This window comes from Streptococcus parasanguinis (assembly GCF_015556095.1).
Taxonomy (GTDB): Bacteria; Bacillota; Bacilli; order Lactobacillales; family Streptococcaceae; genus Streptococcus; species Streptococcus parasanguinis_Q.
This window is the reverse complement of the sequence record NZ_JADNLT010000001.1, coordinates 87,717-103,183: the sequence shown is the minus strand read 5'-3', so window position 1 is coordinate 103,183 and position 15,467 is coordinate 87,717. Positions and strand designations below refer to the sequence as shown.

Below are 15,467 nucleotides of genomic sequence, written 5' to 3'. Positions count from 1 at the left end.
ATTTTTTTAAGCTTAATTTGCGCCAGCTTCTAACATTTCGACATAATCGATGGCGACACAAAGTGAGATGACTAAATCAGCGTATTCATCCTCATACACCGATACTTGGTAGGTAGAGGTTAGATGAAAGAGTTCCTTGCTAATCTCAGCGACGATTTGATCCCGATCATCAAACAATTTGAATTCTAGGTCCCAGATATTTCCCTGTACCCGCAGTCCCAAATCTTCGATATCGTATTTGTCTCTAAAGAGCGTCAGTTTTTTATGGATAAAAAAGCGGTCCCCATCCTTCAACTCAACCACAAATTCGGGAAGAAAGCTGATTGTTTTTTTGGTGATATGGCTCACTTCTTGTCCATTCTTATCGTAGATGGTAAAAGTCTTGGGAATCTTAAGAAAAGATCCCTCAACCTGGTACTCAACATTTCCCAACTCATCTTTGATATCGAACCGCTCGCCACCCAATCGAAATTTTTGTTTCACTTGATAGGTTCGCATCTTTTGATCTCCTTTAAAAAGCTCCAGACAACTGCCCACAAACAAAAGACAAGCCACTAAACGAAGGGCGAAAAACCGCGGTACCACCTTCATTCAATGAACTTGTCATTCTTCATTTTATATGCAATTGTCTCAGCCGAGTAGCAAAATCATTTCTCTTCCATGGCTCACACCCCCGCCACTTCTCTGATTCCGAGTAACAATGATTTATTCTCAACTATTTCATTATACAAGTTCCAAAAGGAACCGTCAACTATTTTTTAGATGATGATTTGCTATCGCTCGTTTGAACACCGATATTTTGCAAATATTGGTTGAAGGTTGATTTGAAGGCATCATCTTTGACCTTGATATTGGCATTGGTCATCGCTTTTGCAATAATGCTACGGATGTAGTTAGTATCTTGCTTACGACCGTCAACAATGATCTCTTTCAAACGTTTTTCGTATTTCTTCCAGTCAGAACCTTTTTCTGTCTTCTTATTCAATTTGACAATATAGTAGCTAGCAGAATAGTTTTGACCTGCTGAAACTGTGATCACATCTGAAATGCCGTTTTCATCCAATTTAAAGGCAGCTTCTTTGACTTGAGATGGGATACCTGATGTTCCTGAATCGAACTTAACTTCGCCACCTTTATCTTTTGTAGCAGTATCTGTTGAATTGTCTTTGGCGATTTGGGCAAAGTCTGCACCTTCCGCTTTAGCAGCTTCCAACACTTCTTTTGCTTTATCTTCTGAATCTAACTTGATAATTTGTGCTGTTACTTCTGGTGTGTAAGATTCAAAAGCTGCCTTGTAGTCAGACTCTTTGATATCTTTCTTAGCCGCTTGGTTGACTGCATATTCCAACAACATATTGCTACGGATTTGTTTCTTCGCTGTTTCTTCCGTCAAGCCTTGTTGCGCCAAGTATGCATCGAATTGGTTACCTAATTGTTTCTTTTGTTTAGCCAATTCTTTATCGACTTCTTTATCAGAAACTTTTGATCCATATTCTTTTTCAAAGACTTTATTGATGGTCATTTGGAAAAGAACTTGTTGAGCACCTTGGTTGGTTTTGATTTCATTATAGAAATCAGAAACTGTGATCGTGTCCCCTTTCATGGTCACGATATCTTTGTTTGTGCCATTGGCACACGCTGCTAGTGTTACGACTGATAGCAAGGTCACAGCACCCGCTACAAGTTTTTTCTTCATGAAAATTATTCTCCGTTCCTTTTTAAACTTCTTCTATTTTACCACAAATTAGAGAGAATACCTTAAATTTACCTAAAAAGAGCTAGGATCTGGCAAGGTTACCGTCTCTGCATTTTTCCGAATCATCAAAATACCATCTCCAAGTGGCACCAAACTAGCGGTCAAATCTGGATGATTGAGAGTCGCATGAAAGAGGTTCTGAAGCCCCCGGTAAATGGTTCGTTGCCCACGACGCACTTCCATGATGTCCTTGGCAACATCTCCTCCTTGGAAAATATCATCCAATACCACGACTCCCCCAACCTCTAAGAGTTCGAGAATTCGTGGCAAAAAGACGATGTACTTAGACTTAGCAGAGTCCATAAAGACAAAGTCATAGGTCTCTGTTAAATCCTGCAATACATCTACTGCATCTCCTTCAAGCAAGGTGATTTGCTTTCTCTGATCGTATTTAGCCAGATTTTCCTTGGCAAAGCCAATCATCTCTTCATTCCGATCAATAGTAGTAATTTGTGCATCGGGAGCATTTTCAGCCATTAAGAGCGCTGAAAATCCAATTGCTGTCCCAATTTCCAGGATTTTCTTTGGTTGTAGGGCTTGCAGGAGTAGTCTAAAGTAAGCTACCGTTTCATGCGGAATAATCGGAATATTTTCCTTGCGGGCGAATGCTTCTAACTCCTCCAAGGCACCTGCTACCGGTTTTTGACGCGTGCGCATAAAGTCAACGATCTCATCTTTAACCACTGGCCGGCGCATATTGTGGTTGGCATTTTTACTATAAGACTCTACCATCTTATGCGAGTCCTAATTTTTCTACTAGGGCTTCAAATTCATTCAAACGACGTTCAAAGACCGCAAAGGCTGCGTCCAAGTAGTCTTCTTTTTCCATATCCACACCTGCTTTGCGGATGACATTGAGTGGATAGTCAGAATTTCCAGCCTTCAAGTAGTCGATATATTTATCACGATCTTCTTGTGTTCCATGAACAATTTTTTCAGCTAAGGCTGAAGCTGCTGCAAAACCTGTTGAATATTGGAAGACATAGTAGTTATAGTAGAAGTGAGGAATCCGAGCCCATTCATATTGGATTTCAGGGTTGTCATCTTTTGAAAGACCGTAGTATTTCTCATTGAGTTCTGCATAGAGGTTGTTTAAGAACTCACTAGTCAAAACGGTACCTTCTTGGTCTGCTTTATGGATAGCATGCTCAAATTCAGCAAACTGCGTTTGACGGAAGACCGTTCCACGGAAGCCATCCAAGAAGTGATTCAAAATCGCAAAACGAGTTGCATCGTCTTCTACTTCTTCTAACAGACGTTCGGTCAGGATATTTTCATTGGTTGTAGAGGCGATTTCGGCAAGGAAGATGGAATAGTCCCCATAGACATAAGGCTGGGTTTCACGGGTATAGCTAGAATGCATACTGTGACCAGTTTCATGCACCAAGGTGAAGAGATTATCCAATGTATCTTGCCAGTTCAACAACATGAAGGCATTGGTATCATAAGAACCACCTGAATAGGCACCTGAGCGTTTTCCTTGGTTGACATGCACGTCGATCCACCGTTCGCTAAAGGCCCGTTTCACACGAGAAAGATAGTCCTCACCCAAAACAGCCAAGACTTCTTCTGCTTTGGCCAATGATTCTTCATAGGTAAACTTGTAGTCTGTATCGGATAATGGCGTATACATATCGTACATCTTCAAGTCTGAGATTCCTAGAATTTTTGAACGCAATTGCACATAGCGTTGCAAGAGTGGCAAATGTTTGTTCACAGCTGCTACCAAGCTATCATAAACACTTTCTGGTACAAAGTTTTCAGAAAGCGCTGCTTCACGAGCAGATGAGAATTTGCGAACTTTGGCATTAAAGTTGTGAACTTTCACATTGGTTTGCAAGGTTTTAGCATAGGTATGTTGATACTGTTCATAGACCTTGTAGAGGCCTTCGTAAGCTTCTTTACGAACGGCACGATCTTTTGATTCTACCAAAGAAATATAGTTTCCATGGGTTAATTGAACTTCTTCGCCCTTGTCATCATGCACAGTTGGGAAAACAATATCTGCATTGTCCAAGATTTCAAAAGTTTCACCACCAGCTGCAAAGATCTCACCAGCTCCTGCAAGTAATTCCTCTTCTTTTTGAGACAAGATATGTTCTTTTTTCTCTAGCAAACGATCAAAATAATGACCATATTGTTCTAAGGCTGGAACCTCACTCACAAAAGCTTTGTATTGCTCATCCGTAATGGCCATGAATTCAGGCTCATAGAAGGCAAAGGTTTCACCTAACAAGCTATAAAGAGACATCCCTTTTGATTGGTACTCTTGGTATTTAGCCACACGTGTATCTTGGTCATTTTTCATATGAGCATAGACGTAGACCTTTTCCAAACGACGGCTCAATTCCAAATATGCATTGGTTGTATCCAACAGTGTTTGCGCTGAATCCAACAAATGACCAGCGTAGTGGCTTGCTGCTTTAATATCCGCAGCTAAGCTTGCTGCTTCTTCTTCCCAAGCTTGATCTGTCGCAAAAATTGTCGACAAATCCCATTGGTATTTTTCATCAATTTCATTACGTTGTTTTACCATTTCGATTAATCCTCCAATGGTATTATTTTAGCATAAAAATGAACATTTCGGGAGGATTTCTATCTTAGAAAGTTAGCTTTTCTGTTGAGCATAAAAACGTGGGGGATAGAGGATCTGAACAGGTTGGATCCCTTGCGACTGATAATAGGTCATAAACTGCTGGTAGTAATCTTCTACATCCTCTTCAATTTGAAGCAAGTTCTGTGAAAGGATCGGACGACAAAGAGGATAAAAGAAATCTAGCTCCAGTTCCATCAGATGGTTTCCCTGCAAATAGAGTTCTTCCTGAAGCTTCAGCCACTTTGGGTGACGATAAAAGAGTTGCTGCTGGATATACGTTAAAAATGTACGATCGAGCTCGACTGCCATTTGCCGCATGGGTTGTGAAAGATAAGGGGTCCGTAAGACTTCCAGTAAAGACCTTTGACCAAAAGGGAAAACTTCTGTTTGATAATGCAATCGCCCTCTCAAATCCTCATGGATGAGGTATTGCAAACGCACTTCTTTCTTTTCAAGATCCAATTCCCAAAGATGGAACCCGCGATTCTGACTAAAATAAAGAAAACCAGCCTGTAGCTTTGTCAGTCTTTCCTTGAGCCACAACTTTTTACCAAGTAACCAATAGACCTGGTAACCGTTGGATCTATACGCATCGCTTCTCTCCTTCAAGCGTTCTAAAGATAGGGGGCTGCACTGCACTTCCAAAGCTAAATTCTTGTCTACTACCAAAAGATCAGCAATTTGTTGAAAATCTGCTAAATAACTTTCTACTTCTGTATGAGACTCCTTAGAGGCCCAATCATAAAGACTGGCTTTCAATTCCAGATGTTCAAAACTCTCAGCTTCGTGATGGTAGGGACAATGCTGTAATTTTACATGAGCAAAATGAGCCCGTAGAACCGAGCCATTTTTTAGACGCACTGGACTATGACAAGCTAAGCAATAGAAGGGACCTTCTGTCACAGCTGGGATCTCTTCCATACAGTTCCACCGCTTTTGATTGTTATCCATGGCAATAAACATAGCCCCACCTCCTCATCTATATCATTCGAAAAAAATAAGAAAAAGGCTGGAAATTTCCAACCTTTTTTTGCTATTATTCGTCAGAATCTGAGTCTGAATCGTCACTAGAATCATCAGCAACAGGAGATTTACTCAATTCTTTCTGCATATCTTTCATTTCTTTACGAGTACTTTCCAACTCTTCACGAGCATCTTTCAAGATTTCGATCAAAGCTTCACGGTCTTCTTTAGGAACGACTGTGCTATCTGAACCGATGCTTTCCAAGCCTTCATTAAAGATATCTTTTTGGTTTTCTAATCCTTGCTTTAAGGTACTAATCATTGCATCGTATTGTTCTTTTGCAGAACCTGTCACAGAAGTACCTGCTTCTTCAGTAATAGAAACAGATTGATCCATTAATTTTGCAAACAACTTTTTGAAGTCTCCAACTGTTTTAGCCTTGCTGATTTCAGCGTCTGTTAAGAGGCTAGAAGATGAAGTCTCTTCTGAATCTGTTGAATTATCCTTACTTTTTGAAGTGTTGGCAGATTTGCTCGTCACTTTAGTCGTTGATTGACTGTTTGAAGTTTCCTTCTTTGTGTCTTGTTTGTTTGAACAAGCAGCTAGGGAAAAGATCGTCAAAAGAGCAGCTGTCGATAAGATCATTTTTTTCATAAAATGGTCTCCTTTATATTTATTTTACCTCATTCTACCATCGAATACTTTGACTGTCAAATTAATCACTAGTTCTTAATATTAGCAAAAAAGTTGGACAAAACACTGTGAAATCAGTGTTTCTGTCCAACTCCTCGATGATTAGTCATACAATTGTAACAATTTCATTAGTCTACTTTGCCACCAAAAAGGCCGTGAGCCTTCCCTTGGGGCATTTTTAAGGCAAAGCTCAGCAAAAAGACGATCCCTACAACCCCTGCTAAAAAGAAACTCATGACTTGGTAACCACCTCTTTCAATACAGAGGGCTGCGAGAGGTTGTAAAAGAATGGTTCCTAAATAACGAGCTCCTTGGACAATAGCCATGGCAAGAACCAAGTCTTTGCCATTCACCTGTTGGGCAATAAACCGTAAGGAGACCATAATCAAAACCATCCCTGTTGTATGCTTGGCTAAAAGAGTCAAAAGCACTTTTAAGAAGACAGGACTTGGAAGAGCGTAGACAACATATTGAGCAAAAATAATCCCGATTGGAAGAGCGATCAAAACCCGTAAAGGCCAGTGGTCCATGAATCGATCAGAGAAAAAGATCAAGGGAGCTTCCACTACGACGGAGATAGCTACAACCGTAGAGGCAATATGGACTGGTAGACCACTATCCATGAGTAGCTCAGGAATATAGGTATGACCAATATTTCCAACCCCTGAAGCCAAGCCAATCAACACAATAAAGAAGAGATAAGGTCCATTGTGAAGAAGAGGACGAATAGAGACAGGGTGTTTTTCCTTTTCTACGACTGTCTCTTTTTTCTTCATTCGAACCGCACTTAGACAGAAAATGCTGAGTAAAATGGTGATCAAAACCGTATAATAAACAGCTTGGGGGCTAAACTGATGATAGACCCAGCCGGCTATTTGGACACCGACCGAGTAGCCAATGGTTCCCCAAACGCGAATCTTCCCAAAAGCGTATGGACTTTGCGTTGCAAATACTTCCATCATGGGAGCTGTCCCATTCAAACAGACTAGAACAATCCCATAAAAAACGGTCAGCCAAAAGAGATTGGGGGCCCAAAGAAAACCGAAGACACCACCAATGATCACACTCAGACTGAGGGTCGTCATTTTTACGATTCCAAATCGCTCATTGATATAACCAAAGAAGGGTTGGGCTACCATGGATAAGAAAAAAGCAACCGATACCAAGGTCGACACTTGGGTTGCACTATAGTGCTTTCCCATCAAATAGACGGAAATGAGGGTCGTAAAGAGAGATGTGGACATAAAATAAAAACTATAGAGCAACATATAAGCCGCATAAGAATTTCGGAATTTTTTCATATGAATCCTTTCTAAAAATATCGGAATGAGACAATGACAAAACCCAACTGACAATCAGTTAGGTTTTATTTTACTCTTTATTATAGCGCTTTTGAGCCTCTTTTTTGCGTCTCTCACGACTTTGTTTTTCAATCGAGAGAATGATGACAAGAATGAGAATTGGAATCAAGATCAGGAAGTGATCCAGCGAAAGCCATTTACTGTGCTTAGCCGTTGTCTTTTTCCCACTTGCTGTTTCTTTGACAAGCTCTGGCTTGGCCCCTTCTTCTACCTTCATATCATCTCGGATACCTTCAGACAACGTGTAGAGATCATTATCTACTGTCAGATAGCCATCTTTTACCGCAAGGGTCGGTTCTTTAGCACCTTTTTTGACCGTTGCATAGAAGGGTTTTTCAAGTGTATAGGTCTTGCCGTCAATCTTCTGGACACCTGCATCTAGCAATTTTTTATAGCCAAAATCTTTATAGGCTTTTTCGATCAAGGCATTGCCAAACGGGTGACGGTAATATTCCCCATCTTGGTCTGCCCAATCTCCTACGCCCATAATGACAGCAATTAAGCGCTGATTGCCCCGTTTGATGGTCGCGATATAGTTGAAAGCTCCACGAGGGCTTGAACCAGTTTTCAAACCATCCACACCTTTCAAGGCATACTTGGCTCCTGGCAATGAATAATTGTAGGTATCAAAGGTTTCCTCATATGGAGTCCCTTTTTTGACCGTGACTTGTGCTTGATTGGTATAGTTTAAAATATCTGGGTATTGATTGATAAAATGATAAACCAGAATCCCTAAATCACGCGCAGTTGTCTGGTTGGCCGCATCATTTGGATAATTGTTGACCTGATAGTAGCCCTGCAAGGTGGAGATGGCCGCCCCACTCGGGTTATTCCAGACCGTATTGGTCATCCCTAATTCCTTAGCCTTGGCATTCATGCGCTCGATAAAGGCATCTGGATCATTGTTGGACATGAGATTGGCCAACATGAGGGTCGATACATTTGAGGATGGAACCACTGTCATGGTAATCAACTCAGGAATTGTGTAGTCTACCCCAGCAACAATATTATTGTTGGAGATCTCATAGATCTTTCCGATCGCTTGGTCTGAAGCGGTCGCCTTGATCACTGTATCCTTACTGATCTTGCCATTTGCCATATCTTCAAACAAGAGATAGAGCGTCATGAGCTTACTCATGCTGGCAGGATCTCTGACTTCATCGATATTGTCTTTCCAAAGAACATTGCCCGTATTTCCGTCAATAATAAGCGAAGAATGTGGACGGTTAATGGCTTGGACATTGTCATTTGGATACATCTTTTGCGCCATATCCACCAATTCATCCGCACTCGCTAGAATTGGCTGGCATAAGAGACTCAGAAGGAGGCAAATATGGATCAAATATTTTTTTATCATAAACTTTTCCTTTATAACAGACTAATCAGCTGGAGGCTAAAATAAGCTTCTAGCCCTCATGCCCTTTCCTCTTGTCTCCCAGTAGATGAAAAGAGCTAATCCCAGCAGATAATTACTTGTATTGTACCATATTTTGAAGCAGAAAAAAACCTATCTGGCCCGAATAAATCGGCGATAGGTCCTGTTTTTTATCGACTTAACAAGCTCAAGGCTTCCTTATCCGCAATAATGGTCACATTTGGATGTCCTTGAAGGGCACTAGCTGGCACTTTTTCAGTCCTTTCACCCTCTACTGTACCTTTGATTGCTTGGGCTTTTGATTCCCCATAGGCAAACAAGACAATCGATTTCGCTGCTAAGATATTAGCAATTCCCATCGAAATGGCTTGGGTTGGTACATCTTCGATCTTATCAAAGAAACGAGAATTAGCCTCAATGGTAGAGTCATCCAACTGAACTAAGTGGGTCTGACTATCAAAGGATGTCCCTGGCTCATTAAAACCGATATGCCCATTGCGTCCGATTCCCAAGATTTGTAGGTCCACTGGATGGTCTTCGAGTATTTTGTTATAACGGATCACTTCCTGATCGGCAGATTCTTCTACACCTGATGGGAGATAACTTTCTTTGAATGGTTTGGCATCAAAGAGATTTTTCTCCATGAAATACCGATAAGATTGAGGATCATCTCCCGTCAACCCTACGTATTCATCTAAGTTTACACTGATTAGATTAGATAAGTCCAAATCACTTTCACGAATTTGTTTATAAAACTCAAGGGGACTGCTTCCAGTCGCAAGACCTAAGGTTTGAGCACCTTCCTTTAAGGTTTCTTTTAATATATCAAAGGCAACTTTTCCACCCTCAATTTGGTCCTTTACTTCAATAATTTTCATTGGATAGACCTCCTATTTCTCTATGCTTTTATTATATGGTATAGACCAATTTTTGTCAAGTGAAACCGCTATCTTTTTCTGGCATTTTTTTCATTTTCAAGTCGATTCGTGATATAATGAAAGGTATGATTGTATCACTATTATTCATCATTTTTTTGATCGGACTCCTTGTCTTTCTCTTATCTTTCTTGATTCATCAAAGAAAGATTCTCAAGGTCCTGATCTTTTTGATGGGAATCAGCCTGATGCTCTTAGCTGTCGGGACTACCATCTATCTACTCACAAATTTATTATAAAAGGAGCGCAAATGAATACCAACGACTTTGACTTTGATTTGCCTGAAGAACTGATTGCTCAAACCCCTCTTGAAAAACGAGATGCCTCTAAACTCTTGATCCTCGATCGAAAAACAGGGCAATTCCAAGACCGTCATTTTGATGCAATTTTGGATGAATTGGAGCCAGGAGATGCTCTTGTCATGAACAATACGCGCGTTCTACCAGCCCGCCTTCATGGGGTCAAACCAGAAACAGGTGGTCACGTCGAATTCCTTCTCCTTAAAAATACTCAAGATGACTGTTGGGAAGTCTTGGCAAAACCTGCAAAACGCTTAAAAGTAGGGGCCACAGTCAGCTTCGGAGATGGTCGTTTGACTGCAACGGTTGAGGAAGAATTGGAGCATGGAGGGCGCATCGTTCGCTTCCACTACCAAGGGATCTTTTTAGAAGTCTTGGAAAGCCTTGGTGAAATGCCACTTCCTCCCTATATCCATGAAAAACTGGCTGACCGCGAGCGTTACCAAACCGTTTACGCCAAAGAAAATGGTTCTGCTGCAGCTCCGACGGCAGGTCTTCATTTCACCCAAGAATTGCTCCAAAAAATTGAAGCAAAAGGGGTTCACCTGGTCTATTTGACCCTTCATGTGGGCCTAGGAACCTTCCGTCCAGTATCTGTGGACAATCTTGAAGACCATGAGATGCACTCTGAATTCTACCAACTTTCTGAAGAGGCCGCTGCTACCCTTCGTCAGGTAAAAGCTGCAGGGAAACGCATCGTAGCCGTCGGAACGACTTCTATCCGAACTCTTGAAACGATTGGCAACAAATTTGATGGAGACATCCAAGCTGATTCAGGCTGGACCAATATTTTTATCAAGCCTGGTTATGAATGGAAAGTCGTCGATGCCTTTTCAACCAACTTCCACCTTCCAAAATCAACTCTGGTCATGTTGGTTTCTGCCTTTGCCGGCCGTGAATTAACCCTCGAAGCATACCACCATGCGATTCAAGAACGCTACCGATTCTTCAGTTTTGGGGATGCTATGTTCATCAAGTAAAGGAGTCTCTCATGAATAAAATTGAAAGTCGCCACCGCTTGATCCGCTCTATCATTTCTGAGCGTAGGATTCATACCCAACAAGAACTTCAAGAAGCCTTAGAAGCTAATGGCGTTCTCGTTACCCAGTCTACCCTTTCACGGGATGTCAAATCCTTGAATCTAGTAAAAATTAACGAGGGGGATAGTTCCTACTATGCCATGAACACCATCGCTCCTTCCCGTTGGGAAAAGCGCCTGCGGATGTATATGGAAGATGCCTTAGTTATGTTACGGCCCGTTCAAAACCAGGTCGTTGTAAAAACTCTTCCAGGTCTTGCCCAATCCTTTGGAGCGATCTTAGATGCATTGGAACTCCAAGAAATTGTAGCGACCATCTGCGGAGACGATGTCTGTTTGGTCATCTGCGAAGACAACCAAGGAGCTTTGGATTGTTTTGAAAAATTAAAAGAATTCACCCCACCCTTCTTCTTTAGTAAATAAAAAGTTTGGAAACTTGGTTTCCAAACTTTTTATTTTGTCGCTAGGCGCTGAATGGCTTCTCGATAGATTTCCATCGCAGCGTAGAGATCGTCAATTTTTGCTCGTTCATTGGCCTGGTGCTCGGTCTGTTCTGCACCTGGGAAAAGAGCGCCGAAAGCTACACAGTTTTCCATAGTTCGCGCAAATGTCGCACCACCTGAAGACATGGCTGGTGTCCTATCCCCAGTTTCTTCCTGGTAAACGGCCATCAAAGAGCTGACTAAAGGACTATCTAGCGGTACATATAAAGGAGCCAAATAGTCAAATTCTTCATACTCTAACTGATAGCTAGCCGCAATTTCTTGCAGACGAGCCACTAAATTCTCCTTATCTACAAGGACTGGAATTCGAATATCAACTCCAATTTCCGATTGCTCTTGATCGATCACAAGGGTCGCAAGGTTGAAGGAAAGATCCCCACTTGGTTCATCTGTAATTTTTCCAAATAGGGCTTCTCCAGTTGCATCCTCACCAACAGCATCTGCAATAAAGAGCAAGGCTGGGTGGGGTTGGATGAGGGACAGACTTTCCGCTAAACCGACAATGGCATTCACTCCTTCGGCTGCATCTTTGGAGTGCTTTGAAACTCCCATAACCATTACAGAATCTTCTGTTTGGCTATACTGAACCCCACTTTGATCCAAAACGGGAAGCAATTCTTCTAAACGATGACCTGCATAGGTCGCTTTATCTGGAACAACATTGAGGGCCTGACCAGCCTGTAAAGGAAGATCATCCCAACCTGGGCCATGCAATTTCACTTGTAACAAGCCTTTTTCAGCATAGGTTAATGGGAAAGAAGAATCCGGTGCAAACCCAAGATCCGCTTGTTCTTCAATTTGATTGTAGCGGTTCATACACCGCCACAAGGTTTCTTCATCCGTCCCAAAGATAAAGCGGATTCGTTTGGTAAACTGGACGCCATCATCCAGCAAACTCTTAACTGCATAGAGGGCAGCGAGTGACGGCCCCTTATCATCCTGTACACCACGACCTACTAGATAGTCACCGACAACAGTCGCTTCAAAGGGTGGCGTTTGCCAATCTTTTAGATCACCGGCTGGAACAACATCCAAGTGACAAAGAACGGCCAGGAGTTCCTCCCCCTGACCGATCTCTGCATATCCATAGTATCCTTCAGGATCTATATATGTTTGAAAACCTAATTCTTGAGCAAGCTCTAAGGTTTTTTCTAGGACATCTTGGATAGCTTGTCCAAACGGTGTTCCATTTTCCCCTTCATTTAACACAGAAGGGTAAGAAATGATGGTTTGAAGAGAGTTTAAAAACTGCTCTTTCACATCGTCCTTAATTCTTTTTTTCATGAAACACCTACTTTATTCTATTGCAAGAATGGAACCACAGTTCCTAGTAGAAGAAGGGCAATAGTAATCACAACAATCGCTACGACCAATTTACCCATGAATTTCCACCATGCACTCAAGTCAACACGTCCAAGAGCAAGAGCTCCCATTACGATACCTGAAGTTGGTGCGATCAAGTTCAAGACACCAGATGCAGATTGGTAAGCTGTAACAATCAAGCTACCTGGTACATTGACGAATTTACCAAGAGGTGCCATGATACCCATTGTTGCGCTGGCAAGACCAGATGATGATGGGATCAAGAATGACATTGGCAAGTAGAAAATGTAAGTCAAGACAATGAACAATTGAGATGAAAGACCTTTCAGTCCTTCTTCACCCCAGTGAAGAATTGTTGCAGTGATCATACCGTCGTTCATGATGACTTGGATACCACGTGCTACTGCTACGATAAGAGCAACACTCAAGAGGTCAGCTGCACCATTCATGAAGGATGAAATAATCTTATCTTCTTTCAAGCCATAAATGATACCAACAAGGATTCCCATGAAGGCAAAGAGCATAGCTGTTTGAGGGAAGTACCATGTACCAAGAGCATCTGTGTTACCGATCAATTGACCAAGGTAAGGAACTTTATGGAGAGATTCGTTGAAGCTGTCAAAGAATGTAATACCCAAATCTTTGAATGGGATAAATCCAGCAACCATGATGACGAATGTTGAAATGAAGACGAGCAAGACACGTTTTTGTTTCTTGTTCATTTGTGAAGGAATTTCTTCACCACTATCAACGTTGAAGTGTTTCAAATCTTCTTCACGAGTTGCATAGGTGAGAGATTTGGTTGGGTCTTTTTGAACCTTATCTGCATAACGGTATACATAGTAGGTGCTAAGTCCTGTCAATACGATCCAGAAGATAACACGGAGCAAGAGACCTGAAGCACTTGAGATACCTGCAGTATCAGAAGCGATAACTGTTGCAAATGGGTTCAATGTTGACGCCAAACATCCGATTTGTGATCCTAAGAGGATAATAGCCACCCCTGTCAAGCTGTCAAAACCAACAGACATCATAACAGGAACAAGAAGTGGATAGAAGGCCATAGTTTCTTCACCCATACCATAAGTTGTACCACCAAGGGCAAACAATGGCATCAAGATCAAGATCAACATTTTTTCACGGCCTTTGTATTTACGAACGATAGAAGCAATCCCTACATCAAGGGTACCTGTTTCGTTCACAACTCCAAGGAAACCACCGACCATCAAGATGAAGAAGGCTACGTCAATCGCTGCACTGGTTGGTGCTTTACCAAGCATGGCATTGATTGGAGCCATCAGGACATCCCAAATCCCTTGAGGGTTTTGTTTCACAGATTCATAACTACCTGCGATGATGGCACCAGCTTTATCAACTTTGTATTGACCAGCTGGAATGATCCAAGTTAACACTGCCATAATGGCAATGATGATCAACAATACGGAAAAAGATGAAGGCATCTTAAATCCTTTTTTCGTTTTTTCACTCATTTGTCTTCCTCCTAACGCAACAAAGTGTGAGTGATGTTTTACAAGAGTCTCTTGTAAAACGCTTACCTATAGACTTATTCTATCACAATAAGCTTTAAAATACTAGTTTTTTCCTAATTTTCCATTAGTCTTTTTGGATGATTGTTCCACTTTCAGACTCAATCAAAGCGCCAAGGTTTTCAAGTGAAGTGATGACTGCTTTTCCTTCTGGACGACCATTTACAAAGGCAATGGCAGCTTCTACTTTAGGAAGCATGCTTCCTGGTGCAAATTGGTCTTGTTTGATGTACTCTTCCAATTGAGCTACATTCACATGTTCCAATTTCGCTTGGTCTGGTTTGTTGTAGTTCACAAAGACATAATCGACACCAGTCAAGACGATGAAGAGGTCTGCTTCTACCAATTCAGCCAAACGTTGAGATGCGAAGTCTTTATCGATTACCGCTTCAACACCAGATAGGCTACCATCTGCTTCTTTCACAACCGGGATACCGCCACCACCGGCAGCTACAACGACTTGACCGTCGTTCAACAAAGTACGAATTGTATTGATTTCTTTGATATCCACTGGTTTTGGTGAAGCCACAACTTTACGCCAGCCACGACCAGCATCTTCTTTGAAGGTTGCACCTGATTTTTCAGCTTCTGCTTTTGCTTCTTCTTCTGAGTAGAATGGACCAATTGGTTTACTGAGGTTAACAAAAGCTGGGTCGTTCTTATCAACAACGACTTGTGTCACAACAGAAGCCACATCTTTTTCAATTCCTTCTTCAAGAAGAGCATTTTGAAGAGCATTTTGAAGCCAGTAGCCAATGCTTCCTTCGGTCATAGCAACTAGTGAATCAAGTGGGAAAGCTGGGTTCTTTTCAGAATTTGCAGCCAAGTGTTGGAGTAAGAGGTTCCCTACTTGAGGACCATTTCCGTGAGTGATTATCAACTCATCCCCATTTTTGATTAATTTAACTAAGTGTTTAGCTGTTTCTACAAGTGCTTCTTGTTGAGCTTGCGCAGAAGGATCAGATGAGAGAATAGCATTTCCTCCCAAAGCAACGACGATTTTTCTTGACATGAATTTTCCTTTCTATAAAAAATAGGGGCAGGACTAAAGCTAGCAGTCCAGCCCCTATAGCTGT

General features: G+C 41.7%; 15 protein-coding genes. 3 read left to right on the top strand and 12 right to left on the bottom strand.

From position 1 onward, the window contains the following. Positions 1–12: 12 nt before the first annotated feature. The 9 genes from I2E70_RS00480 to I2E70_RS00440 all read right to left on the bottom strand — a co-directional run bounded on the left by I2E70_RS00480 (position 13) and on the right by I2E70_RS00440 (position 9,623). Positions 13–498 (bottom strand): LURP-one-related/scramblase family protein, encoded by a 486-nt coding sequence (locus I2E70_RS00480; RefSeq protein ID WP_195422915.1) that lies wholly within the window; start codon positions 496–498, stop codon positions 13–15. A 253-nt stretch (positions 499–751) separates the two neighbouring features. Beyond that, the gene (gene prsA / locus I2E70_RS00475; RefSeq protein ID WP_155168936.1) at positions 752–1,696 is read right to left on the bottom strand and encodes a peptidylprolyl isomerase PrsA; all 945 of its coding nucleotides are present in this window, start codon (positions 1,694–1,696) and stop codon (positions 752–754) included. 72 nt (positions 1,697–1,768) lie between these two features. After that, positions 1,769–2,488, bottom strand: a complete 720-nt coding sequence (locus tag I2E70_RS00470; protein ID WP_003006390.1) for an O-methyltransferase — start codon at positions 2,486–2,488, stop codon at positions 1,769–1,771. Between the two features lies 1 nt (position 2,489). Further along, positions 2,490–4,292, bottom strand: a complete 1,803-nt coding sequence (gene pepF / locus I2E70_RS00465) for an oligoendopeptidase F (RefSeq protein WP_195422914.1) — start codon at positions 4,290–4,292, stop codon at positions 2,490–2,492. Between the two features lie 72 nt (positions 4,293–4,364). Continuing rightward, positions 4,365–5,315, bottom strand: a complete 951-nt coding sequence (locus I2E70_RS00460; RefSeq protein WP_195422912.1) for a competence protein CoiA — start codon at positions 5,313–5,315, stop codon at positions 4,365–4,367. 73 nt (positions 5,316–5,388) lie between these two features. Further along, positions 5,389–5,970, bottom strand: coding sequence for a lipoprotein (locus I2E70_RS00455; protein ID WP_195422910.1), 582 nt, complete (start codon positions 5,968–5,970; stop codon positions 5,389–5,391). A gap of 167 nt (positions 5,971–6,137) precedes the next feature. Then, entirely contained in the window at positions 6,138–7,310 is a 1,173-nt protein-coding gene (locus I2E70_RS00450; protein ID WP_129824304.1) for an MFS transporter, read from the bottom strand. A gap of 70 nt (positions 7,311–7,380) precedes the next feature. Continuing rightward, on the bottom strand, positions 7,381–8,727 hold the full coding sequence (locus I2E70_RS00445; RefSeq protein WP_049490513.1) for a DUF1958 domain-containing protein: 1,347 nt from the start codon (positions 8,725–8,727) through the stop codon (positions 7,381–7,383). Between the two features lie 188 nt (positions 8,728–8,915). After that, on the bottom strand, positions 8,916–9,623 hold the full coding sequence (locus I2E70_RS00440) for a glucosamine-6-phosphate deaminase (protein ID WP_004219627.1): 708 nt from the start codon (positions 9,621–9,623) through the stop codon (positions 8,916–8,918). Positions 9,624–9,748: 125 nt separating this feature from the next. On the opposite strand from I2E70_RS00440, the gene I2E70_RS00435 reads away from it, so the two are divergent. From I2E70_RS00435 to I2E70_RS00425, 3 genes are read left to right on the top strand one after another with little or no spacing between them, the layout of a single operon-like run. Next, positions 9,749–9,919, top strand: coding sequence for a hypothetical protein (locus tag I2E70_RS00435; protein WP_003006369.1), 171 nt, complete (start codon positions 9,749–9,751; stop codon positions 9,917–9,919). 11 nt (positions 9,920–9,930) lie between these two features. Next, the gene (gene queA, locus I2E70_RS00430) at positions 9,931–10,959 is read left to right on the top strand and encodes a tRNA preQ1(34) S-adenosylmethionine ribosyltransferase-isomerase QueA (protein ID WP_003006367.1); all 1,029 of its coding nucleotides are present in this window, start codon (positions 9,931–9,933) and stop codon (positions 10,957–10,959) included. A gap of 11 nt (positions 10,960–10,970) precedes the next feature. Beyond that, positions 10,971–11,441 carry an arginine repressor gene (locus I2E70_RS00425; protein ID WP_003006364.1) on the top strand — a complete coding sequence of 157 codons (471 nt, stop codon included), beginning with the start codon at positions 10,971–10,973 and terminating at the stop codon, positions 11,439–11,441. Positions 11,442–11,470: 29 nt separating this feature from the next. On the opposite strand, the gene I2E70_RS00420 is transcribed toward I2E70_RS00425, so the two are convergent. The 3 genes from I2E70_RS00420 to arcC all read right to left on the bottom strand — a co-directional run bounded on the left by I2E70_RS00420 (position 11,471) and on the right by arcC (position 15,403). Beyond that, entirely contained in the window at positions 11,471–12,805 is a 1,335-nt protein-coding gene (locus I2E70_RS00420; protein WP_195422908.1) for a dipeptidase, read from the bottom strand. A gap of 17 nt (positions 12,806–12,822) precedes the next feature. Next, positions 12,823–14,334 carry a YfcC family protein gene (locus tag I2E70_RS00415; protein ID WP_049514056.1) on the bottom strand — a complete coding sequence of 504 codons (1,512 nt, stop codon included), beginning with the start codon at positions 14,332–14,334 and terminating at the stop codon, positions 12,823–12,825. A gap of 124 nt (positions 14,335–14,458) precedes the next feature. After that, positions 14,459–15,403, bottom strand: a complete 945-nt coding sequence (gene arcC / locus I2E70_RS00410; RefSeq protein ID WP_070673829.1) for a carbamate kinase — start codon at positions 15,401–15,403, stop codon at positions 14,459–14,461. Between the last annotated feature and the right edge of the window lie 64 nt (positions 15,404–15,467).